At 64.6% G+C, this 20,455-nt stretch carries 19 protein-coding genes and 1 tRNA gene; 17 read left to right on the top strand and 3 right to left on the bottom strand.

Annotation, left to right across the window (positions count from 1 at the left end; genetic code table 11):
• The first annotated feature begins 244 nt into the window (after positions 1–244).
• The 5 genes from QW887_RS22305 (at position 245) to QW887_RS22325 (ending at position 4,268) form a co-directional block, all read left to right on the top strand.
• Positions 245–1,261, top strand: a complete 1,017-nt coding sequence (locus QW887_RS22305; protein WP_315713282.1) for a TRAP transporter substrate-binding protein — start codon at positions 245–247, stop codon at positions 1,259–1,261.
• A gap of 122 nt (positions 1,262–1,383) precedes the next feature.
• Positions 1,384–1,950 (top strand): TRAP transporter small permease, encoded by a 567-nt coding sequence (locus QW887_RS22310; RefSeq protein WP_315752772.1) that lies wholly within the window; start codon positions 1,384–1,386, stop codon positions 1,948–1,950.
• A complete protein-coding gene (locus tag QW887_RS22315; protein ID WP_315769041.1) occupies positions 1,947–3,272 on the top strand; it encodes a TRAP transporter large permease subunit in 1,326 nt (441 codons plus the stop codon). Before QW887_RS22310 ends, QW887_RS22315 begins: the two co-directional genes overlap by 4 nt.
• Before the next feature lie 149 nt (positions 3,273–3,421).
• A complete protein-coding gene (locus tag QW887_RS22320) occupies positions 3,422–4,027 on the top strand; it encodes a Spy/CpxP family protein refolding chaperone (protein WP_315769039.1) in 606 nt (201 codons plus the stop codon).
• A gap of 165 nt (positions 4,028–4,192) precedes the next feature.
• Positions 4,193–4,268 (top strand) — tRNA-Lys (locus QW887_RS22325).
• 567 nt (positions 4,269–4,835) lie between these two features.
• Here QW887_RS22325 and QW887_RS22330 read toward each other — a convergent pair.
• Positions 4,836–6,161: an ATP-binding protein gene (locus QW887_RS22330; protein WP_316194978.1), complete on the bottom strand. Its 1,326-nt coding sequence runs from the start codon at positions 6,159–6,161 to the stop codon at positions 4,836–4,838.
• Positions 6,158–6,820, bottom strand: a complete 663-nt coding sequence (locus QW887_RS22335; RefSeq protein WP_315713274.1) for a response regulator transcription factor — start codon at positions 6,818–6,820, stop codon at positions 6,158–6,160. The genes QW887_RS22330 and QW887_RS22335 overlap by 4 nt, the downstream gene beginning before the upstream one ends.
• 140 nt (positions 6,821–6,960) lie before the next feature.
• Between QW887_RS22335 and QW887_RS22340 the strand changes: the two genes are divergently transcribed.
• The 4 genes from QW887_RS22340 (at position 6,961) to QW887_RS22355 (ending at position 11,295) form a co-directional block, all read left to right on the top strand.
• On the top strand, positions 6,961–7,398 hold the full coding sequence (locus QW887_RS22340; protein WP_316194980.1) for a PepSY domain-containing protein: 438 nt from the start codon (positions 6,961–6,963) through the stop codon (positions 7,396–7,398).
• Positions 7,399–7,636: 238 nt separating this feature from the next.
• Entirely contained in the window at positions 7,637–8,107 is a 471-nt protein-coding gene (locus tag QW887_RS22345) for a DUF2271 domain-containing protein (RefSeq protein WP_316194982.1), read from the top strand.
• 16 nt (positions 8,108–8,123) lie between these two features.
• Positions 8,124–10,328, top strand: a complete 2,205-nt coding sequence (locus tag QW887_RS22350; RefSeq protein ID WP_316194984.1) for a PepSY domain-containing protein — start codon at positions 8,124–8,126, stop codon at positions 10,326–10,328.
• Positions 10,309–11,295 (top strand): FAD:protein FMN transferase, encoded by a 987-nt coding sequence (locus QW887_RS22355; protein ID WP_316194986.1) that lies wholly within the window; start codon positions 10,309–10,311, stop codon positions 11,293–11,295. The genes QW887_RS22350 and QW887_RS22355 overlap by 20 nt, the downstream gene beginning before the upstream one ends.
• A 124-nt stretch (positions 11,296–11,419) precedes the next feature.
• On the opposite strand, the gene QW887_RS22360 is transcribed toward QW887_RS22355, so the two are convergent.
• The gene (locus QW887_RS22360) at positions 11,420–12,349 is read right to left on the bottom strand and encodes a LysR substrate-binding domain-containing protein (RefSeq protein ID WP_316194988.1); all 930 of its coding nucleotides are present in this window, start codon (positions 12,347–12,349) and stop codon (positions 11,420–11,422) included.
• Positions 12,350–12,567: 218 nt separating this feature from the next.
• Between QW887_RS22360 and QW887_RS22365 the strand changes: the two genes are divergently transcribed.
• The 8 genes from QW887_RS22365 to QW887_RS22400 all read left to right on the top strand — a co-directional run bounded on the left by QW887_RS22365 (position 12,568) and on the right by QW887_RS22400 (position 20,454).
• Complete coding sequence (locus QW887_RS22365) at positions 12,568–13,599, top strand: ABC transporter substrate-binding protein (RefSeq protein WP_316194990.1); 1,032 nt, start codon at positions 12,568–12,570, stop codon at positions 13,597–13,599.
• A gap of 116 nt (positions 13,600–13,715) precedes the next feature.
• Positions 13,716–14,759 carry an ABC transporter ATP-binding protein gene (locus QW887_RS22370; protein WP_316194992.1) on the top strand — a complete coding sequence of 348 codons (1,044 nt, stop codon included), beginning with the start codon at positions 13,716–13,718 and terminating at the stop codon, positions 14,757–14,759.
• Positions 14,756–15,637, top strand: a complete 882-nt coding sequence (locus QW887_RS22375; protein ID WP_315713263.1) for an ABC transporter permease — start codon at positions 14,756–14,758, stop codon at positions 15,635–15,637. Before QW887_RS22370 ends, QW887_RS22375 begins: the two co-directional genes overlap by 4 nt.
• On the top strand, positions 15,634–16,443 hold the full coding sequence (locus tag QW887_RS22380; RefSeq protein ID WP_315713261.1) for an ABC transporter permease: 810 nt from the start codon (positions 15,634–15,636) through the stop codon (positions 16,441–16,443). The genes QW887_RS22375 and QW887_RS22380 overlap by 4 nt, the downstream gene beginning before the upstream one ends.
• An 11-nt stretch (positions 16,444–16,454) precedes the next feature.
• Positions 16,455–17,591 carry an FAD-dependent oxidoreductase gene (locus tag QW887_RS22385; RefSeq protein ID WP_316194994.1) on the top strand — a complete coding sequence of 379 codons (1,137 nt, stop codon included), beginning with the start codon at positions 16,455–16,457 and terminating at the stop codon, positions 17,589–17,591.
• 33 nt (positions 17,592–17,624) lie between these two features.
• Entirely contained in the window at positions 17,625–17,921 is a 297-nt protein-coding gene (locus QW887_RS22390) for a (2Fe-2S)-binding protein (protein WP_315810554.1), read from the top strand.
• Positions 17,918–19,324: an NAD(P)/FAD-dependent oxidoreductase gene (locus QW887_RS22395; protein WP_316194997.1), complete on the top strand. Its 1,407-nt coding sequence runs from the start codon at positions 17,918–17,920 to the stop codon at positions 19,322–19,324. The genes QW887_RS22390 and QW887_RS22395 overlap by 4 nt, the downstream gene beginning before the upstream one ends.
• Complete coding sequence (locus tag QW887_RS22400; protein ID WP_316174191.1) at positions 19,321–20,454, top strand: FAD-dependent oxidoreductase; 1,134 nt, start codon at positions 19,321–19,323, stop codon at positions 20,452–20,454. The genes QW887_RS22395 and QW887_RS22400 overlap by 4 nt, the downstream gene beginning before the upstream one ends.
• Position 20,455: the final 1 nt, after the last annotated feature.

The following is a 20,455-nucleotide window of genomic DNA, read 5'->3' on the forward strand; positions in this document are numbered from 1 at the left end:
GCGTCGAACCCGGAATCCCGAGCTTGGCTTGCGCCCGCGCCAATAACCTCCGGATTCCGGGCTCAGCCGCTTGCGCGGCTGCCCCGGAATGACAGTCACCACCACTTTTTGCGCTGCGGCATGGGAATCCCCGCCTCTGCGGCTAACGGTCAATGGCATTCCGGCCGTCGACCCGCTAACAATGTCCTTGGCATACAAAGCGGGGGCGTCATTGCAATGTCCCCCGAAACGTCGGGAGGACACCTTGCACTTCAAGTTTCGCCACGTGATCGCCACCGCCGCCTCGCTCGCGGTGCTCGCTCTGGCCGGTCCGGCCCTCGCCGCCGACAATCCGATCGTGATCAAGTTCAGCCACGTGGTGGCCTCGAACACCCCGAAGGGCCTCGCCGCCGACAAGTTCAAGGAGCTGGCCGAGAAATACACCGACGGCAAGGTCAAGGTCGAAGTCTATCCGAACTCGCAGCTCTACAAGGACAAGGAAGAGCTCGAGGCGCTGCAGCTCGGCGCGGTGCAGATGCTGGCGCCTTCGAACTCCAAGTTCGGCCCGATCGGCATCAAGGAATTCGAGGTGTTCGATCTGCCCTACATCCTGCCCGACCTCGCCACCCTGCGGAAGGTGACCGACGGCCCGCTCGGCACCAGGCTGCTGAAGCTGCTCGAGCCCAAGGGAATGATCGGGCTCGCCTACTGGGACAACGGCTTCAAGCAGATGAGCGCCAACAAGAAGCTCGTCGATCCCGCCGACTACAAGGGTCTGAAGTTCCGCATCCAGTCCTCGAAGGTGCTGGACGCGCAATTCCGCACCCTCGGCGCCATCCCGCAGGTGATGGCCTTCTCCGAAGTCTACCAGGCGCTGCAGACCGGCGTCGTCGACGGCCAGGAGAACACGCCCTCGAACATCTATACCCAGAAGATGCACGAGGTGCAGAAGTACATCACGCTGACCAATCACGGCTACATCGGCTACGTCGTGGTCGTGAACAAGAAGTTCTGGGACGGCCTGCCGCCGGATATCCGCGCCGCCTGCGAGAAGGCGATGAAGGAAGCGACCGCCTACGGCAACAACCAGTCGGCGAAGGAGAACGACGACGCGCTCGAGGAGATCCGCAAGTCCGGCAAGACCGAGCTGGTCAAGCTGACGCCGGCCCAGGACGAGGCGATGCGCAAGGCGATGATGCCGGTGTACAAGGACGTCGCGGGGCGCGTCGGCCAGCCGCTGATCGACGAGTTCCTGAAGGAGACGCGCGGCTCGACCAACTGATGGCGTGAGACGAGCGGTGCGCGGACAATGGCCCGCGCACCGAGGGGGCGAAGCACTCGGCGCGCAAGAAGGCAGACGGCGCAGCCAAGCGCCGCGGACGTTTTGATTGTGGGGGAGGGGACTTGGGCTTTCTGTTGCGCATCCTCGATCGGCTCGAGGAGATCCTGATCGCATTCCTGATCGCGGCGGCGACCTCGATCATCTTCGTGGCCGTGCTGCACCGCTATCTGGTCGGCGTGCCCTTCCTCTATCCCATCCTGTTTCCGATCGACCTGTCCTGGGCGCAGGAGCTCTGCATCTACATGTTCGTGTGGATGGCCAAGTTCGGCGCCGCCTACGGCGTGCGCACGGGCATCCATGTCGGCGTCGACGTCGTCGTCAACATGATGCGGCCATCGCTGCGCAAGGTGACCATCCTGTTCGGCCTGCTGTGCGGAGCGCTGTTCACCTCCATCATCGGCACGATGGGCGCCAAGTTCGTCTACGGCCTGTCGCAGACCGACCAGGTGACGCCCGACATGGAGCTGCCGAGCTGGCTGGTCTATCTCTGCATCCCGCTCGGCTCCTATCTGATGTGCTTCCGCTTCCTGCAGGTCGCCTGGCACTATCTGCGCCACGACGAGCTGCCGCATCACGACCACGCCTATGTCGAAGGCGTCGACCCGACGGCGACGGAGGCGCTGCGATGAGCAGCCTCCTCATCTTCAGCCTGCTCATCTTCCTGATGCTGACGGGCATGCCGATCTCGATCGCGCTCGGCCTCACCGTGCTGTCGTTCGTGTTCTTCATGACGAACGTGCCGACCGAATCGGTCGCGCTGAAGCTGTTCACGGGCATCGACAATTTCGAGATCATGGCGATCCCGTTCTTCATCCTCGCCGGCAATTTCCTGACCCATGGCGGCGTCGCCCGAAGGATGATCAACTTCGCGACCTCGATGGTCGGGCACTGGTATGGCGGCCTCGGCCTTGCCGGCGTCGTGGCCTGTGCGCTGTTCGCCGCCGTCTCCGGCTCCTCGCCGGCGACCGTGATCGCGATCGGTTCGATCATGCTGCCGGCGATGGTCAAGCAGGGCTTTCCCAAGCGCTTTGGCGCCGGCGTCATCACGACGTCAGGCGCGCTCGGCATCCTGATCCCGCCCTCGATCGTGATGGTGGTCTATGCGGTCGCGACCGGCGGCAGCATCGCGCTCGATCCGGCCGGTCATCGCGTCTCCTCGGCCTCTGTCGGTCAGCTGTTCATCGCCGGGGTTATCCCCGGGCTGATGCTGGCGAGCCTGCTCGGCCTCACGACCTTCTACCGGGCCTGGAAGAACGACTATCCACGGATGCCGCGGGCGAGCTGGGCCGAGCGCTTCACGGCCTTCCGCAAATGCGTCTGGGGCCTGCTGCTGATCGTGATCGTGCTCGGCGGCATCTACACCGGCAAGTTCACGCCGACCGAGGCCGCGGCCGTCAGCGCCGTCTATGCCTTCGTCATCGCGGTGTTCGTCTATCGCGACATGTCGCTGAAGGACGTGCCGAAGGTGCTGCTCGGCTCGGCCAACATGAGCGCGATGATCCTCTACATCATCACCAATGCCGTGCTGTTCTCGTTCCTGATGGCCAATGAGAACATCCCGCAGCAGATCGCCAACTGGATGGCGGCGGCTGGCGTCAACTGGATCGTGTTCCTCTTGGTCGTCAACATCCTCCTGCTGCTCGCCGGCAACGTGATGGAGGCGACCTCGATCGTCTTGATCATGGCGCCGATCCTGTTCCCGGTCGCGGTCAAGCTCGGCATCCATCCGGTGCATCTGGGCATCCTGATGGTGGTCAACATGGAGGTCGGCATGTGCCACCCGCCCGTCGGGCTCAACCTCTACGTGGCCTCCGGCATCGCCAAGATGGGCATCACCGAACTGACCATCGCCGTCATGCCCTGGCTGCTGACGATGCTCGGCTTCCTCGCGCTCGTCACCTACGTGCCGGAAATCTCGCTGTGGTTGCCGCGCATGCTGGGGATGCTTTGAGGCGCGGCAACAAACTGAAACTGATTTGCAAAAACAGAAAGGTATTTGAAGCAATTACATCTTCGTAAGGTCGTACACTCTGTCCAAACTGTAAGTTGAAGGCGCGGAACGGCAGGCTCATGCTGATCCGAGTTTCCAAGGAGGTTGGCATGAGAAGGTTCACCATTGCCGCAGTCGCCGTGCTCGCCATCGCCGGCTCGACCGCGGTCTACGCCCAGCGCGGCTGGTTTCATGATCACATGCATCATGCGCGCATGAATCCGGAAGATCGCGCCGCCATGCTCGATGCGCGCATCGCTTCCGTCCATGCCGGCCTGAAGCTGACGGCGGAGCAGGAGAAATTGTGGCCGCCGGTCGAGAGCGCGGTGCGCGATCTCGTCAAGCTGCGGTTCGATCGTGCCAACGCGCGGATGAAGGCAGCCGACGAGGCGCAGGACAAGGATGTCGATCCGGTGGCGCGGCTGCGCGAGCGTGCCGACACCATGGCGGTCACGGCGGATGCGATGAAGAAGGTCGCCGACGCCGCCGACCCGCTCTACAAGACGCTCGACGATGGCCAGAAGCGCCGGCTGTCGATGCTGACCCGGCCGATGGGGCGCATGATGGGACCGGACGGTCTGCGCCATCACCGCTGGATGGAGCGCGGCGAGGGCGGCATGGAGGACGGTCCGCGCTTCGGCGAGCATCGCTTCGGCCCGGGACCGATGGGCCACATGGGCTGGTCCGAGGAGGAACGCGAGTCCGGGCGGCTTTGACAGCCGTTTGACGATCCTTCTGATTTCATTTGGGGAAAACCGCCGCCCGCCGGCGGTTTTTCTGCATCGAAAGTGCCGAAAAATGCTCAGGGATCGCTGGACATCCTGGAATCGCTTTGCTAAACGACCGGCTCTCGCGGAAGGCTTTCTCCGGATGCAAGATCCGGGCGCATAGCTCAGTTGGTAGAGCAGCTGACTCTTAATCAGCGGGTCCTAGGTTCGAGCCCTAGTGCGCCCACCAAGCCTTTCAAAGACTTATGCAGAAACACCGTCTGAGGTTGAAAAACTAACGGTTTTTCAGACGGTGTTTTTCGACAGTCTGCTCTCAATAGTTTGAAAGGCGAACCAGGGGACGTACGGCTAGCCAGCCGCGATCTTCGGTGGCGTCCAGCCCCAATGTCTTTGAACGTTGATTGGTGCTGTCGGGGTGCACCTCCGGCACCACGGCAGCGAGCGTTCGCTCCGGCGTCCCAACTCTTGTCCTCTGGATCGGCGCCGACCAGCCGGTATGGGCGACACGGATCAGACGCCTGGGTGTCGGCACCTCGCGTCGTTTTTCCGCAACGACACAAGCGACCCTTCGCCATGACCTGTGGACCGTCTTGGAGCCAGAATGCGCCACTCGCGCGCGCGAGGTGGCCAATCAGATGACGCCGCCGAGCCGAAGCCTGATAGCTACCGTAGCGCTTCTCGAAGAGCTGGCCGCCACGCGCGCGTGATTCGCCGCCGGCCTGCTGATTGGCCCCAATTGCCACATCCCAATCTGCTCCCAATTCCTCGAAAAATCATGGACGAGCCGCCCACGAACTCACGGCGCGGAAAACCTCGCCTGGAAGCCGCCCTGCGCTCCAGGCAAAGGGGATGTCAGGACAAGCTCGGCCCCGACTCCGGAGGCGATGGCTTTTGCAATGGCGAGGCCCAATCCCGAGCCGTCGGCATCGGTGCTGCCACGCTCGAACGGGCGAGACAAGCGTTCCAGCAACTCCGGCGGAACGGCTGTTCCCTCATTTGTAACGGTCAGCACGCCAGTGTTGGAAAGAGCTACAACGACTGGCGCGTGGGGCGCTCCGTGCTTGAGGCCGTTCTCGATGAGGTTGCGCGCTAGAATGGCAAAGGCATCTGTATCGATATCGAAAAGGACCGGCGTAGCAGGAATGTTGACGGCGAGCCGACCGGCCGCAGCCGGATCGCGCATCATCTCCCCGACGACCAGTTTCAGAACCGATGCGATATCCGTCGTCCCCTTGCCCTGAAGCCGTCCACCTTCCGCCTTCGCGAGCTGCATCAACTTTTCAGACAATTGCGAAAGCCGCCGCAGCGCCACCTCGATCTGCTGGGCCCGGGTTCGGGCCGCGGTGTCCCTGGTCTCGGCGATGAGCCGTTGCGTCTGCGCGAGCGCGGCAGCCACCGGTGTACGGAGTTCGTGCGCGGAATTGGCCGTGAAACTTCGCTCAGCTTCCAGGGCGCGTCGAAGCTTCTCCAGGAGGCCGTTCACGGCGTCGGCGATCGGTCCGATCTCGGAGGGCAGTCCCGCGGCTGGAACCGAGGACAGATCGCCGGTGCCGCGCGCTTCAATGTCGCTTCGTAGGCGCCTGACCGGGGTCATCGAAACGCGCACGACGCCCCATGCGGCGAGAAGACTGAGGGGAATGAGCAATCCCAACGGCCAGGCAAGCCCGAGGAGCGCCTGGTTCGCGACCTCGCGGCGATGTGTCAGCAGCTCCGCCACCGCGATCGTCATCGTGCCTCGCACTGCAGTGTCGAAGTAGATTCGATGGGTTGGGGTGTCGACAAACCCCATTCTGGAGAAAGGAGGAAAGATCGCGTCGTCGGCGCCGTGCGAGCGCAGCAGGACGGTGCCGCGCTCGTCACGGACCACATAAGTGAAGTACTCGTCGTGCTGCCTCAGCGTAGCGATACGCTGAGACGTGCCGTCTGCCTCACGGCCAAGGATCTCGAGCACCGCAAGTGGAAGAATCCGCTGAGCCGTTTCCTCGAGCGCGCTATCGAATACTTCGTTCATTTCGTGACGCAGCCTTTGGCCGGTCACGACGGCTGCAACGATCCAAAGGAGTGCGACGCCGAGCCCGAGCCACAGCGAGATCTGCCACTGCAGACTACGCGGGCCCTTCATGAGGCGGTTCCCAGCCGATAGCCGAGACCTCGCACGGTCTCAATGACGGCGTGTCCGAGCTTCTTGCGAAGCCGGCTGACATGGACTTCGATGGTGTTGCTCTCGATCTCTTCGCCGAAGGAATAGAGCCGTTCCTCGAGCAGCGATTTGGACAAGACCTGCCGTGGACGCTGCAAGAAAGCCTCGAGCAGCACCCATTCCCGCGCTGTCAGGGCGATGCTCTTTCCTGCACGCGTCATCGACCGAGCGGCCAGGTCGATCTGAAGATCGCCAATTCGGATGAGCGGGTTCGGATTGCCGGCATAGCGGCGAGCGACGGCATTCAGCCGCGCCGTAAGCTCCGAAAGATCGAAGGGCTTGATCATGTAATCGTCTGCGCCGGCGTTGAGCCCTTCGATCCGGTCGGACAATTGATCAAGCGCCGTTAGGATGATGACCGGCGTCACGTCGCCCTTGGCGCGTCGATCGCGCAGCAGTCCGATACCGCGGCCGTCCGGCAGCATGAGATCCAGGAGCAAGAGGTCATAGGCCGCGGTGCCAAGATATTCCCGTGCCGCATCCAAGCGGGTCACCCAGTCCACGGAATGGCCATCCGACACAATCTGGTCGCGTACTGCCGCCCCCAGAATCGTGTCGTCTTCGATCAGCAATATCCGCATCGGGTCATTCCGCGCACCCCGTCGACCTGTGAGGTTAGAGATAATCATAGAGGAGATTCTGACGTTGACCTGAAGCAAAAGTCGCGGCGTCTTCAGGTCAACGTCAGGAAACCGGCTCAAGAAGAAGGCAGGCAGGAGCCTTGAAGCGGGAGCAGGAGAACGTGAACAGGACAGTGTTGATTGCCGCCATTCTGCTGGGGGCGCTGACCCCCGGCATGGCGCTGGCCGATGATGACGATTGCAGCGCGCCCATGGCGCAATGGCAGCCGCGCGAAGCGGTCGAACAAATGGCGAAAGCGCGCGGCTGGACCGTGCGCAGAATCAAGATCGACGATGGATGCTATGAGATCAGGGGACAGGACGAAGGCGGTCGCGCCATCGAGGCAAAGGTTGATCCTGCATCTCTGGCTGTGATCCGCGTGAAGCAAAAGCGCGGAGAGCACGACAAGGATCATGATGAAGGTGACCGAGACCGGCGAGGCGATCAGTCGGGACCAGGACGAGCAGCCGCGCCTACGGCGCCGCCCCCCAACGGACTTATTCAGGGCGGCACGACCCCCAAGGTCCAAGTTCAATAGCGGTCCGGAAGCGACGAGCATCGTGGGACGCAAAAGGCTGGCCCGACCGACGGACATCGCCTGAATCGAGCGAACGCGACATCGCGTTCTAGCGCGCCCCGCGTCGTGCGGGGCGTTTGCTTTTGCAGAGGGCGCCAACCTGACGGCGACCTGAAGCAGAATCGGATCGGCCTTCAGGAGCACGTCAGCCGCGCCATTCAGTTATGGCGCGATAGAAACGCCACTGTCGGAGACAGAAATGAGATCGATGATTGCCGCCCTTGCCCTGACCACCGCGCTGACCGCCCCCGGGCTGGCCATGGCGCGACCTGTCACGTTGACCACGACGCTCAACAACTACGGCGGGAACGGCGCGTATTTGGCGCTCTACGTGACCGACGCGACCGGAGCTTACAAAGGCACGCTGTGGATGGCGGGCTCCAAGTCCAAATATTACAGTCATCTCAGCGGCTGGGAGCGCAGTTCTCGTGGAAACCTTGCCGATATCAACGGCATCACCGGCGCAAGCGTCGGAGCCGGCCGTACGCTGAAAATCACGCTCGATCTTGCGGATGCGCTCTTCGATGCGGGCTACAAGCTGCATATCGACGCCGCCGCCGAGGACATGCGCGACAGCCCGTCCGAGGTGGTCGTTCCGCTGACATCCGCGAGCGCGGGCCGGCCGCTGGCAGGGCGCACCTACATCCGCTCGTTCGCTTACGACATGTAGCCTTAGGATGGGTGTGATGCTGCGCTGGATTCATAGGGTCCTGGCCTTTGCCGTCGTCCTGCCGCTGATGGTGCTTGTCCTGAGCGGAGCGGTGCTGTCGGTGATCCCGGCTTGGGAAAGAGCTGGGGCGATATCGCCAGACAGCATTAGCGTCGCCGACCTCGCCGGCCGGATCGCCCACAGATATCCTGGCGTCGAGCAGATCAAGCGACTGACCTCCGGCAAGGTCGTCGCCTTCTACTCCGGACCAGCGGGCCCGGCCGCGAGCGTGGTGGACCCTTCCAGCGGCAAGCCGGTTTCGGACTACGTGCGCTCCCCGTTCGAGCGCTGGATGACAAACCTGCACCGCTCGTTCCTTCTGAGCGATGGCGGACGCGTGGCCACAGGCGCGAGCGCATTCGCGATGCTCGTCCTGACGCTGTCAGGTCTGCAGATGACGGCCCGGCGCATGGGAGGGTGGCGGCACATTCTCGGCTGCTCCCGCGGCGGCGGCATGCAACGCCTGCATACCGATCTCGGTCGACTGGTGGCCTTCGGGCTCGTGCTGTCGGCGATGACGGCGCTGTATCTGTCGCTCACGACGTTCGGACTGATCCCGGACGGCACGGCACAGGTGTCCACATTTCCGAGCGTGACAAGCCGCGGCCCTGCTCTTCCGGTCGAGCAAATCCAGGCTTTGCGTGGCATCGATCTTTCCCAACTGCGTGAATTGACGTTTCCCAACCCCGCGAATCCGAACGATCCCTTCCAGCTAGCCACCGCCGCAGGCGAGGGCTACGTCGACCCGGTCGGTGGAGAGCTGCTGGGTTGGCAGGACAATTCGGTCGCCCGGCAGATCTACGAATTCATCTACATGCTGCACACCGGGCAAGGGCTCTGGTGGCTTGGATTGCTGCTCGGCGTCAGCGCCCTCGGCGTGCCGGTGCTCGGGTTAAGCGGAGCCGTGGTGTGGTCGAGCAGGAAGCACGCTCACGCTCCCATCACCGACAACGTTCCCGCCCAAGATGCCGACACCGTGATCCTGGTCGGCAGCGAGGGCGGCAGCACATGGGGCTTCGCCCGCACGCTGCATGCCGCGCTGACGGCCAACGGGCACAGGGTTCACGTCGCTCCGATGGACAGCTTGTTACGATCCTATCCGTCGACGCAGCGCATGTTCCTGCTGACGGCAACCTATGGCGACGGCGCAGCGCCGGCGACAGCCGGCGCGTTCCTCAAACGTCTCGACGCGATCACCGCGCCACTGCCTTTTCCGGTCGCGGTCCTCGGCTTCGGTGATCGGCAATTCCCGCAATTCTGTCAATTCGCCCGCGACGTCGAAGCGGCCCTGGCGCGTAAAGGTTCGAGATCGTTGATGCCGCTGGACACGATCGACCGCCAGTCCGGGCAAGAGTTTGCGCGGTGGGGCGAGGCCCTGTCGGACGTCATGGGTGAAGACATCGTGCTGATACATGTGCCGGAGCGGCCGCGTACTCGTACGCTGACGCTCATCGAACGCGTCGATTACGGCGCGGAGGTGCAGGCGCCAACCTGCGTGCTGCGCTTCGCGCTGCCAAGAAGCGGCATGTTCGCGCGCCTCACAGGGCATGCCTGGCCGCGCTTCGCCGCAGGCGACTTGATCGCGGTTCTGCCGCCGGACTGCAACTTGCCGCGCTACTATTCGTTGGCAAGTTCGACCCGTGATGGCTTCGTCGAAATCTGCGTCCGCAAGCGTCCGGGTGGACTTTGCTCTGGTCTGCTTCACGGCCTTCAGCCGGGCGACAAGGTCGAGGCCTTCGTGAAGGCAAACCCCGCTTTCCGCCCTTCACATGGACGAAAACCGGTGATCCTGATCGGCGCCGGCACCGGCATCGGTCCGCTGGCAGGATTTGTTCGTGCCAACGGCGGGCGCCGGCCGATGCATCTCTATTTCGGCGGGCGCGATCCAGCCTCGGACTTTCTTTATGAGCGCGAAATCGATGGCTGGCTGGGTGAGAAACGACTGACGAGCTTCACCACTGCCTTCTCGCGCGTGAAGGGCGGCGGCTATGTGCAGGATCGCCTGCGCGGTGACGCCGATCGCCTGCGCGCACTCGTCGCCAACGGAGCGCAGGTCATGGTCTGTGGCGGGCGCGACATGGCAGCGGACGTCATGCAGGCGGTGGCGGATGTATTGGCGCCCCTCGGTCTGACTCCTGTCGCACTCAAAGCCCAAGGGAGGTATGTTGAAGATGTCTACTGACCTGCTCCGTCATGTATTGAGCGGCGCCACCATGGGAACGCGCTGGTCGGCGCTGCTCTATGCACCGCCGTCGACCGATCTTGCCGCGCTGGAAGCCGCATTGGCTCACGCCGTCGATTGCGTCGACCATCAGATGTCCACATGGAAGCCGGACAGCGACCTGATGCGTCTCAATGCAGCGTCGCCGGGAACCTGGGAATCCTTGCCGATTGAACTCATGCGGGTTTTGGAGCGGGGAGTTGCAATCGGACGCGCCTCGGGCGGCGCCTTTGACATCGGGCTCGGAAGTCTCGTCAATGCCTGGGGTTTCGGACCTCCCTGTTCGGTGCCAGACGCGCAAGCGCTTCGCGCGGCTCTTCGCGAGCGGTTGCCACCAACCCACACTGTTCTTGAACTGGATGTGCCGGGACGAAGAGCGCGCAAACACAGCCACTTCGCCCTCGATCTTTCTGGCATCGCCAAGGGTTTTGCCGTGGACGAGATGATGCGCGTGGTTGAGATCTTCGGCGTCTCCAATGCGCTGGTCGGTCTCGATGGAGAGTTGAAAGCGCGGGGCGCCAAGGCAGACGGAGCCCCGTGGCGCGTAGCGGTGGAAGCGCCTGACTATGAACGGCGCGGGCCGCTCGGCGTGATCGAATTGCGTGATGCGGCGGTCGCGACGTCGGGCGACTATCGGCGCTGGGTCGATATCGGGCGAAAGCGCCTCTCTCACACGATGGACCGATCGCGCGGCGGTCCGGTAGAAAATGGAATTGCGTCAGTTTCAGTCGTTGCCGCTAGCTGCATGGATGCCGATGCCTGGGCCACTGCGCTCATGGTTCTCGGTCCGGAGCAAGGCAAGGCGCTGGCGCAGAAGCAAGGACTGGATGCACTGCTCATCCAGCGGCAAAACGAGACGTTCTTGGAGATTCCTGTCGGTCCCTTGTTCTATGAGCCTCGGGGCGCGCGGCAGGAAATGAGCCCGTAAACCGGCAGACTCTCAATCACAAGCATTCCCGCGTTCTGGTCCGTGGCGATGGCGTCGGCCTTGGTGGCTCTCAGCAAGGACCAGATCACACGCCGCTCAATCAGCGGGTTCTAGGTTCGCCCAGCTAACCTTCATCGGTTTCTCCAGGGATCGATGCTCGGCCGAGCTCTTCCAGGGCCTGTCGCACCGACTCGACGAGGTCCAGCGCCACCGGCGAGGGACTGCGCTGCGGCGGGAACACCGCGGCGAATTCGAAATCGATGCGCGGCGTGAATGGCCGCATCACCACGCCACGGCCGTCGAATTCGCGCGCGGTGAACGGATCGCAAATCGAGACGCCCAATCCCGACGACACCATCCCGCACATGATTTCCGACAGCGTCGTCTCGACCCGCAGCACGCGCCTGACATCCTCGCGATGGAAGATCTGATCGATCAGATGCCGGCTGGTGGAGCCTGACGAGAGCGAGATGAAGGTCTCCCCCTCGAAGTCGCGCGGCACCAAGATCGTCTTCGCGCAATGCGGATGGCCTGCGGGGAGAACGGCGACGCGCGGCAGCGCCGGCAGCTTGATGCTCGGCAGCCCGGCATGGGCGATCGGCACCTCGGCAAAGCCGACGTCGCATTGCGCGTTCAGCACCCAGTCGATCACGATCGGCGAGATCACGCCGAAGAAGGCGAGGTTGAGGTTCGGCCGTTCCTGCAGGAAGTGGCCTGCGAGCCGCGGCAGATAGCCATTGGCGAGCGCGGGGAGCGCGGCAATGCGCAGCGTCCCGGTGCGCCGGCCACGGATCTCCTCAGCGGCTGCGGTGATGCGATCGAGCCCGACGAAGGAGCGCTCGACCTCCATGTAGAGCGCCGTCGCTGCCGCGGTCGGCACCAGGCCGGTGCCGCGGCGCTCGAACAGCTCCATCTTGAGCAGCGCCTGCAGGTCGCGCAGCAGCCGGCTGACCGCCGGCTGGGTCACCGCCATCAGCTTGGCGGCTTCCGTCACACTGCCGCTCAGCATCATCGCCCGGAAGGCTTCGACCTGCCGCGAGTTGATCCGCGCCATACGTTCTCACATCCATAACATTTTTGTATGAATAGGGTGCCATTATTCATTGGACGATCAAAGTCTCTGCTGCGATCTTTTTTGGCAGGGTGAGGGAAGGCTCGTTTTTTAGGCTTCAGCTCCGGGTTTCTGGGGTGCGGATGCCATCGGGCAAGCCGATCTCCCTGGGGGCGGTTTTTTAATACCGTCTCGTATCCAAGATGATGGAGATCGGTCCGATGAAGCACCCTAATTTCCTGATGGCGGTCGGTGTCGCCATCCTGGCCTCTGCCTCGCAGGTCTGGGCTCAGCAGAAGACGCTCTATGTCGCCGGCTATGGCGGCTCGTTCGAGAAGACGATCCGCGAGGAGGTGATCCCGCCGTTCGAGCAGGCCAACGGCGTCAAGGTCGAATACGTCGCCGGCAACTCCACCGACACCCTCGCCAAGCTGCAGGCGCAGAAGGGCAACCAGCAGATCGACGTCGCGATCGTCGATGACGGCCCGATGTACCAGGCGATCCAGCTCGGCTTCTGCGACAAGGTCGCCGGACTGCCCGGCGATCTGCTGGAGGTCGCGCGCTTCAAGGACGACAAGGCGGTCGCCATCGGCCTCGTCGCCACCGGCCTGATGTACAACAAGAAGGTGTTTGCCGAGAAAGGCTGGGCCGCGCCGACCTCGTGGAACGATCTCAAGGATCCGAAATACAAGCAGCTGCTCGTCATTCCGCCGATCAACAACACCTACGGCCTCAACGTGCTCCTGATGCTGGCGAAGATGAACGGCGGCAGCGAGAGCAATGTCGATGCCGGTTTCAAGATCTTCAAGAATGACATCAATCCCAACGTGCTGGCCTACGAGCCGTCGCCCGGCAAGATGACCGAGCTGTTCCAATCGGGGCAGGCGGTCATCGCGGTGTGGGGCAGCGGTCGCGTGCAGAGCTTTGCCAACACCGGCTTCCCGGTCGATTTCGTCTATCCGAAAGAAGGGGCCGTGAGCCTGCTGACGACGGCGTGTCCGATCGCCAAGCCGTCGGTCTCGCCGCTGGCCTCGAGCTTCATCAAGCTGCTGCTCGATCCGAAGATCCAGCTCACGATGCTGAAGGAATATGGCTATGGCCCGGTCGTGAAGTCCGTCGTGGTCCCCGAGGGCGTGGGCGCGATGGCGCCGATCGGCGAACGCGCCGCCAAGGTCTATGCGCCCGATTGGACCGTGGTCAACGAAAAGCGCGAGGAATGGACCAAGCGCTGGAATCGCGAAGTCGAACGCTGACTGGTCGTTTGTTGCGAGCCTCTCGTTGACGACGGTGTTCTCCCTTCCCCGCAGGGGGGAAGGGAAGTGCACCGTGCGCGGGGCGCCAGTATTCCTCGCCCATCTGGATCCAAAGCATGTCCTTCCTCGAGATCGATCGCGTCGGCAAATCTTTCGGCCCCAACGCGGCCGTCGAAGAGTTCAGCCTCGGCGTCGCCAAGGGCGAGTTCATCTCGTTCCTCGGCCCCTCGGGCTGCGGCAAGACCACCACGTTGCAGATGATCGCGGGCTTCCTCGATCCCTCACACGGCGCGATCCGCCTCGAGGGCAGGGATCTCGTCGCAGTGCCACCGGCGAAGCGCGGCCTCGGCATCGTGTTCCAGAGCTACGCGCTGTTTCCTCACATGACCGCCGCCGAGAACGTCGCGTTCGGCCTGGAGATGCGCAAAGTCGCGCGCAAGGAACGCGAGGAGCGCGTGCGATCGGCGCTCGCGCTGGTCGGCCTTGCCGGCTATGAGGACCGTCATCCCCGCCGCATGTCCGGCGGCCAGCAGCAGCGCGTTGCGCTCGCGCGCGCGCTGGTGATCCGGCCGAGCCTGCTGCTGCTCGATGAGCCCCTGTCCAACCTCGATGCGCGCCTGCGCGAGGACATGCAGATCGAGCTGCGCCAGATCCAGCGCGATCTCGGCACCACGACCATCCTCGTCACCCATGACCAGATCGAGGCGATGTCGCTGTCCGACCGCATCGTCGTGATGAGCAAAGGCAGGATCGAGCAGATCGGCACGCCGCAGCAGGTCTACGAGCAGCCGGCTTCCGCCTTCGTCGCGCAGTTTCTCGGCAAGACCAACGAGTTTGCTGCGACCGTGGACCACACCGGGGGGCAGGCCAGACTGGTCGCGGGATCGTGGAGTGCGCCGGCGCCGGCCGGCGTGGCCGGCTCCGTCGCCGTCAGCGTCCGGCCCGAGCGCATCAACTTCGGCGACGCCGGGCTTGCAGGGCGCATCACGAGCCGCATCTTCCAGGGCAATCACTGGCTGTTCCAATGCGACACCGAATGCGGGCCCGCCATCGTAATCCGGCAGAATGACGGCCAGCCGCAGCCGGAGCAGGGCGCAGCGGTGCATCTCGTCTGGCAGGTCTCGGACATGAGCCTGCGCACTGCGAAGGCTGCAGCATGAGCGCGACCATCGCGTCCAACTCGTCGGAGACGCGCGCCGGCCTTTCGTTGGCGCTGCCGGCCTTGATGCTGTTCCTGGGCGTCGTCGTGATCCCGTTGGCGATGACCGTGATGCTGTCGTTCCACGATTGGGGCCAGTACAAGGGCATCGAGCCGGTCTTCATCCTGAAGAACTGGCGCGAGATCGTGGACGATCCCTACTACGCGGAGATGTTCTGGCGCACCTTCCGCGTCGCGGTGCTGGCGACCTTGATCACGGCGGTGTTCGGCGTACCGGAGGCCTATATCCTCAACCGCATGCAGGGGCCGTGGAAGGGTCTCTTCCTGCTGGTGATCATCGGCCCGCTGCTGATCTCGGTCGTTGCGCGCACCCTCGGCTGGGCGCTCCTGTTCGGCGGTAACAACGGGCTCGCCAACAAGCTCCTGATGACATCAGGCCTGATCGAGTCACCAATCAGGTTCATGTTCACCGAGACCGGCATGGTGATCGCGCTGGCGCACGCGATGATGCCGTTCATGGTGCTCGCGGTGTGGACCGCGCTGCAGCGGCTCGATCCGCAGGTCGAGAATGCGGCGCTGTCGCTGGGGGCAAGCTCGCTGACGGTGGTCCGCCGCATCGTGCTGCCGCAGATCATGCCGGGCGTGCTGTCGGGCGCCATCATCGTATTCTCGCTGTCCGCCAGCGCGTTCGCGACGCCGGCGATCATCGGCGGCCGCAGGCTCAAGGTCGCGGCGACGCTCGCCTATGACGAATTCCTCAATACGTTGAACTGGCCGCTCGGCGCCGCGGTCGCCGTGCTGCTGCTGATCGCGCTCGTCCTGATCGTCGTCGGCTCCAACGCGCTGATCGAGCGCCGCTATCAGGAGGTGTTCCGATGAGCCGGAACGGCCCTCTGGCGCTGATCTTCCATGCCGTGTTCGTCGTCTTCATGGTGGCGCCGATCGTCGTCGTGTGCTGGGTCGCGTTCACGCCCGAAGGTTTTCTGTCGATCCCGATCACCAGCTTCTCGCTGCGCTGGTTCAGGGCGCTCGCCGACTATCCGGAATTCGTCCACGCCTTCGGCGTGAGCCTGTGGCTCGGCGCGCTGTCCTCGTGCGTGGCGCTCTTGTTCGCGGTGCCGGCGGCGCTGGCGATCAGCCGCTATCGCTTCCGCGGCCGTGACGCGCTGTCGGCGCTGTTCCTGTCGCCCTTGATGATCCCGCACGTCGTGCTCGGCATCGCCTTCCTGCGCTTCTTCACGTCGGTCGGCATCGGCGGCACCTTCGTGGCGCTGGTGATCGCCCATGTCGTCGTGGTGTTTCCGTTCGCGCTGCGGCTGACGCTTGCGGCCGCGACCGGCATGGACCGGTCGATCGAGATGGCCGCGGTCTCGCTCGGCGCCGACGGCTGGACCATGTTTCGCCGCGTCACCTTGCCCGCGATCCTGCCTGGCATCGTGAGCGGCTGGATGCTCGCCTTCATCCAGTCGTTCGACGATCTGACCATGACCGTGTTCCTGGCGACGCCCGGCACCGAGACCTTGCCGGTGCGCATGTTCCTCTACATCCAGGACAACATTGATCCGCTGGTGACGTCGGTGTCGGCCAGCGTCATCGCCATCACCATGACCGTCCTGATCGTGCTCGATCGCGTCTATGGCCTCGACCGCGTGCTCACTGCCAAAGGCGGCGACGCAGGACGATAGGAGATACTACGATGAGAGACTATGACGTCGCCGTCGTCGGCGGCGGCCTGCTCGGCTCTGCGATTGCCTGGGGGCTCGGCCGGCTCGGTCAGCGCGTCGCCGTGCTCGACGAGGGCGACATCGCCAAGCGTGCCTCGCGCGCCAACTTCGCGCTGGTGTGGGTGCAGAGCAAGGGCCTGGGCATGCCGGCCTACACCGGCTGGACGGTGCGCGGCTCCAAGGCGTGGCCGAAGCTCGCCGAGGAGCTGAAGGCGCAGACCGGTCTCGACGTGGTGCTGCAGCAGAACGGCGGCTTTCATCTCACCCTCGGCGAGGCCGAGTACGAGCAGCGCACCCAGCTCGTCGCGCGCATGCACAACCAGGTCGGCGCCGCCGACTATCAAATGGAGATGCTGCCGGCGTCCGAGGTGAAGAAGATGCTGCCGCTGATCGGCCCGGAGGTCTCGGGCGGCAGCTTCTGCCCTTATGACGGTCACGTGAATTCGCTGCGCACCTTCCGCGCCCTGCACGCCGGCATGAAGCAGTTCGGCGTCGACTATCTGCCGGAGCGTGCGGTCGGTGCGATCGCGCTGGACGGCAATGAGTTCAGGCTGACGACGGGGCAAGGCGAGATCCGCGCGGCCAAGGTCGTGCTCGCGGCAGGAAATGCCAACCAGACCCTGGCGCCGATGGTCGGGCTGTCGGCGCCGATGGGGCCGACGCGCGGCCAGATCGTCGTGACCGAGCGCACGATGCCGTTCCTGCCGCATCCGTTGACCACGATCCGCCAGACAGACGAGGGCACGGTGATGATCGGCGACAGCAAGGAGGACGAGCTCGACGACCGCGTGCAGAACTTTTCCGTCAACGCGGTCATGGCCGATCGCGCCCAGCGCACCTTCCCACATCTGGCGCGGCTCAACGTCGTCAGAAGCTGGACCGGCATCCGCGTGATGCCGAAGGACGGCTTCCCGATCTACGAGCAGTCGGAGAGCCACCCGGGCGCCTTCGTCGCCTGCTGCCATTCCGGCGTGACGCTCGCGGCGAACCACGCTTTCGACATCGCGCGCATGGTCAAGGACGGTGCGCTCGAGCCGGAGCTGGTCGGTGCATTCACAGCCAGCCGCTTCGACAGCGAAGCGGGAGCGGGCGGCAGTGGCTACTACTGAGGGATGACGGCGCAAGGCGCCATGGAGACGATGATGTTCAAACGAACTGAGGGTGATGCGAGGGGATCGGTGACGATCCATGTCGAGGGCCAGCCGGTTGCCGCGCGCGAGGGTGACTCCGTGTCGGCGGCGCTGCTCGCCTCCGGCCTCGACGTCCGGCGCGCCACCGCGGTCAGCGGCGCAAGGCGCCTGCCTTATTGCATGATGGGCGTGTGCTTCGACTGCCTCGTCACCATCGATGGAGTCGGTAACCGGCAAGGCTGTCTCGTGCCTGTCGCCGAGGGCATGCAGATCGAAGTCCAGAAGGGCAAGCGGGAGATCGGCAAATGAGCGCCGCGCCAAAGCATGATGAATATGACGCCGTGGTGATCGGCGCCGGTCCTGCGGGCCTCGCTGCTGCAGAGATGACGGCTGGCGCCGCTCTGTCGACGCTGCTGCTCGACGAGAACGCCGGCCCCGGCGGCCAGGTCTGGCGTGCGATCGATGCGACGCCTCTGAAGAGCGAGGCGCTGCTCGGCGCGGACTATTGGTCCGGCAAGCAGCTCGTGAAAGCCGCGCGCGACAGCGGTGCGGAGATCATTCATCGCGCCACGGTGTGGAGCCTCGACCGCAATCTCGAGATCGGCGTCTCGGTGGCCGGCGGCTCGGCCTTCATCAAGGCCAAGCGGGTTATCATCGCGACCGGAGCGCAGGAGCGTCCGTTCCCGATTCCCGGCTGGACCCTGCCCGGCGTGATGACCGCGGGCGCGGCGCAGACGATGTTGAAATCCTCCGGCCTCGTGCCTGACTGCCCGACGATTTTGGCCGGGCAGGGGCCGCTGCTGTGGCTGCTCGCGGCGCAGATCCTGCGCCTCGGCGGCCGCATCGATCGCATTCTCGACACCACCCCGCGCGCCAACTACATCGCGGCGCTGCCTCATGCCCTCGCGTTCCTGACCTCGCCCTATTTCGGCAAGGGGCTCGCGATGATGCGCGAGGTGCGCGCGAAGGTGCGCGTCACCAGCGGCGTGACCGAACTCGTGGCAGAGGGCGAGGGCAAGCTCTCGGCGGTCAGCTACGCCACCGCGGGCGGCAAGCGCGAGACGCTGGCGGCCGAGTTGCTGCTGCTGCATCAGGGCGTGGTCCCCAATGTGAATCTCGCGATGGCCGCCGGCGTCGAGCATCGCTGGAACGAGCTGCAGCTGTGCTGGACTCCGGTGCTGGATGCCCTTGGTAACAGCTCCATTCCCGGCATCGCCATTGCCGGCGATGGCGCCGGCATTGGCGGCGCGCAGGCGGCCGTGGTGCGCGGCCGGCGGGCGGCCGGGGATGCGATCAAGGCGCTTCGCCCGCACGCAAAGGTCATCGATAGGTCTGCGGAGCTGGCCCGCGCCGAGCGCGGTAGGACCTTCCTCGACGTTCTGTTCCAGCCGGCAAAGCAGTTCCGTATCCCGCAAGGCGACACCATCGTATGCCGCTGCGAGGAGATCACCGCCAAGGACGTGCTCGACTCCGTCGCGATCGGCGCCACCGGGCCGAACCAGCTCAAGGCCTATCGCCGCACCGGCATGGGGCCGTGCCAGGGGCGGCTGTGTGGCCTCACCGTCACCGAGCTGATGGCCGAGGCGCGCGGCAAGACCCCGCAGGAGATCGGCTACTACCGGCTGCGCGCGCCGGTGAAGCCGATCATGCTGTCGGAGCTCGCAGGCCTGCCGAAGACTGAAGAGGCCACCAAGGCCGTGGTGCGCGGATGACGGTGAAGACGGATGCCATCATCGTGGGTGGCGGCATCCACGGCTGCTCGACCGCGCTGCATCTATGCCTGGCCGGGTTGAAGCCGGTGCTGATCGAGAAGGACTATGCCGGCCGTCACGCCTCCGGTGTCAATGCCGGCGGCGTGCGCCAACTCATGCGCGACGTCGCGGAGATTCCGCTGTCGATCCGCTCGATGGGCATCTGGGAGAACATCAGCGACCTGGTCGATGATGATTGCGGCTTCGAAAGCTTCGGCCAGGTGCTGGTCGCCGAGAACGACGCGGAGCTCGACGCCTGTCGCGCCCGCGTCGCCGATCTCAACGCGCGCGGCTTCAGCCACGAGGAGCTGATCGACGGCACGGAATTGCGTCGCCTCGTGCCGGCGGTAGCGGAGAGCTGTCCGGGCGGCGTGGTGTCGCGGCGCGACGGCGCGGCGCAGCCCGCGCGCACCACGACGGCGTTCCGCCGCAAGGCGGAGCAGCTCGGCGCGCTCATTCGCGAGGGCGTGGCGGCGACGAACATCCGCAAGGACGGCAAGCTTTGGCATGTCGACGTCGGCTCCGAGAGCTTTGCCGCTCCGGTGCTGGTCAATGCCGCCGGCGCCTGGGCCGGCCGCATTGCGGAACAGTGCGGCGAGCCGGTGCCGGTCGAGACCATCGCGCCGATGCTGATGATCACGTCGCCCGTCGCGCACTTCATCGATCCCGTCGTCATCCTGCGCGGCCGCAAGCTGTCGTTCAAGCAGTTCCCCAACGGCACGGTGCTGATCGGCGGGGGCCATCTTGCAACGCCCGACCAGGACCGCAACGAGACCGTGCTCGACTGGCGCAAGCTGTCGGAGAGCGCGCGCACCGTCGCGGAGCTGTTCGCGGTGATGCGCCGCGCGACCATCGTGCGCGCCTGGGCCGGCATCGAGGCGCGCATGCGCGACGACATTCCGGTGTTCGGGCCGAGCGCCGTTCACGACGGGCTGTATCACCAGTTCGGCTTCTCGGCGCACGGCTTCCAGCTCGGCCCCGGCGCCGGCGCGGTGATGGCCGAGCTCATCGCGCACGGCGGCACCCAGACGCGCATCGGCGATCTCAGCATCGCGCGCTTTCAGAACTCCATCCCTTCACCATCCACATGAG

The sequence above is a fragment of the Bradyrhizobium sp. SZCCHNRI3052 genome, from assembly GCF_032484895.1.
GTDB lineage: Bacteria > Pseudomonadota > Alphaproteobacteria > Rhizobiales > Xanthobacteraceae > Bradyrhizobium.

Coding starts and splice junctions, on each gene's coding strand:
- QW887_RS22315 (WP_315769041.1), top strand. CDS start 1,947: ATGAGCAGCCTCCTCATCTTCAGCCTGCTCATCTTCCTGATGCTGACG.
- QW887_RS22320 (WP_315769039.1), top strand. CDS start 3,422: ATGAGAAGGTTCACCATTGCCGCAGTCGCCGTGCTCGCCATCGCCGGC.
- QW887_RS22330 (WP_316194978.1), bottom strand. CDS start 6,161: ATGAAGGGCCCGCGTAGTCTGCAGTGGCAGATCTCGCTGTGGCTCGGG.
- QW887_RS22335 (WP_315713274.1), bottom strand. CDS start 6,820: ATGCGGATATTGCTGATCGAAGACGACACGATTCTGGGGGCGGCAGTA.
- QW887_RS22345 (WP_316194982.1), top strand. CDS start 7,637: ATGAGATCGATGATTGCCGCCCTTGCCCTGACCACCGCGCTGACCGCC.
- QW887_RS22350 (WP_316194984.1), top strand. CDS start 8,124: ATGCTGCGCTGGATTCATAGGGTCCTGGCCTTTGCCGTCGTCCTGCCG.
- QW887_RS22355 (WP_316194986.1), top strand. CDS start 10,309: ATGTTGAAGATGTCTACTGACCTGCTCCGTCATGTATTGAGCGGCGCC.
- QW887_RS22360 (WP_316194988.1), bottom strand. CDS start 12,349: ATGGCGCGGATCAACTCGCGGCAGGTCGAAGCCTTCCGGGCGATGATG.
- QW887_RS22365 (WP_316194990.1), top strand. CDS start 12,568: ATGAAGCACCCTAATTTCCTGATGGCGGTCGGTGTCGCCATCCTGGCC.
- QW887_RS22370 (WP_316194992.1), top strand. CDS start 13,716: ATGTCCTTCCTCGAGATCGATCGCGTCGGCAAATCTTTCGGCCCCAAC.
- QW887_RS22375 (WP_315713263.1), top strand. CDS start 14,756: ATGAGCGCGACCATCGCGTCCAACTCGTCGGAGACGCGCGCCGGCCTT.
- QW887_RS22380 (WP_315713261.1), top strand. CDS start 15,634: ATGAGCCGGAACGGCCCTCTGGCGCTGATCTTCCATGCCGTGTTCGTC.
- QW887_RS22385 (WP_316194994.1), top strand. CDS start 16,455: ATGAGAGACTATGACGTCGCCGTCGTCGGCGGCGGCCTGCTCGGCTCT.
- QW887_RS22390 (WP_315810554.1), top strand. CDS start 17,625: ATGTTCAAACGAACTGAGGGTGATGCGAGGGGATCGGTGACGATCCAT.
- QW887_RS22395 (WP_316194997.1), top strand. CDS start 17,918: ATGAGCGCCGCGCCAAAGCATGATGAATATGACGCCGTGGTGATCGGC.
- QW887_RS22400 (WP_316174191.1), top strand. CDS start 19,321: ATGACGGTGAAGACGGATGCCATCATCGTGGGTGGCGGCATCCACGGC.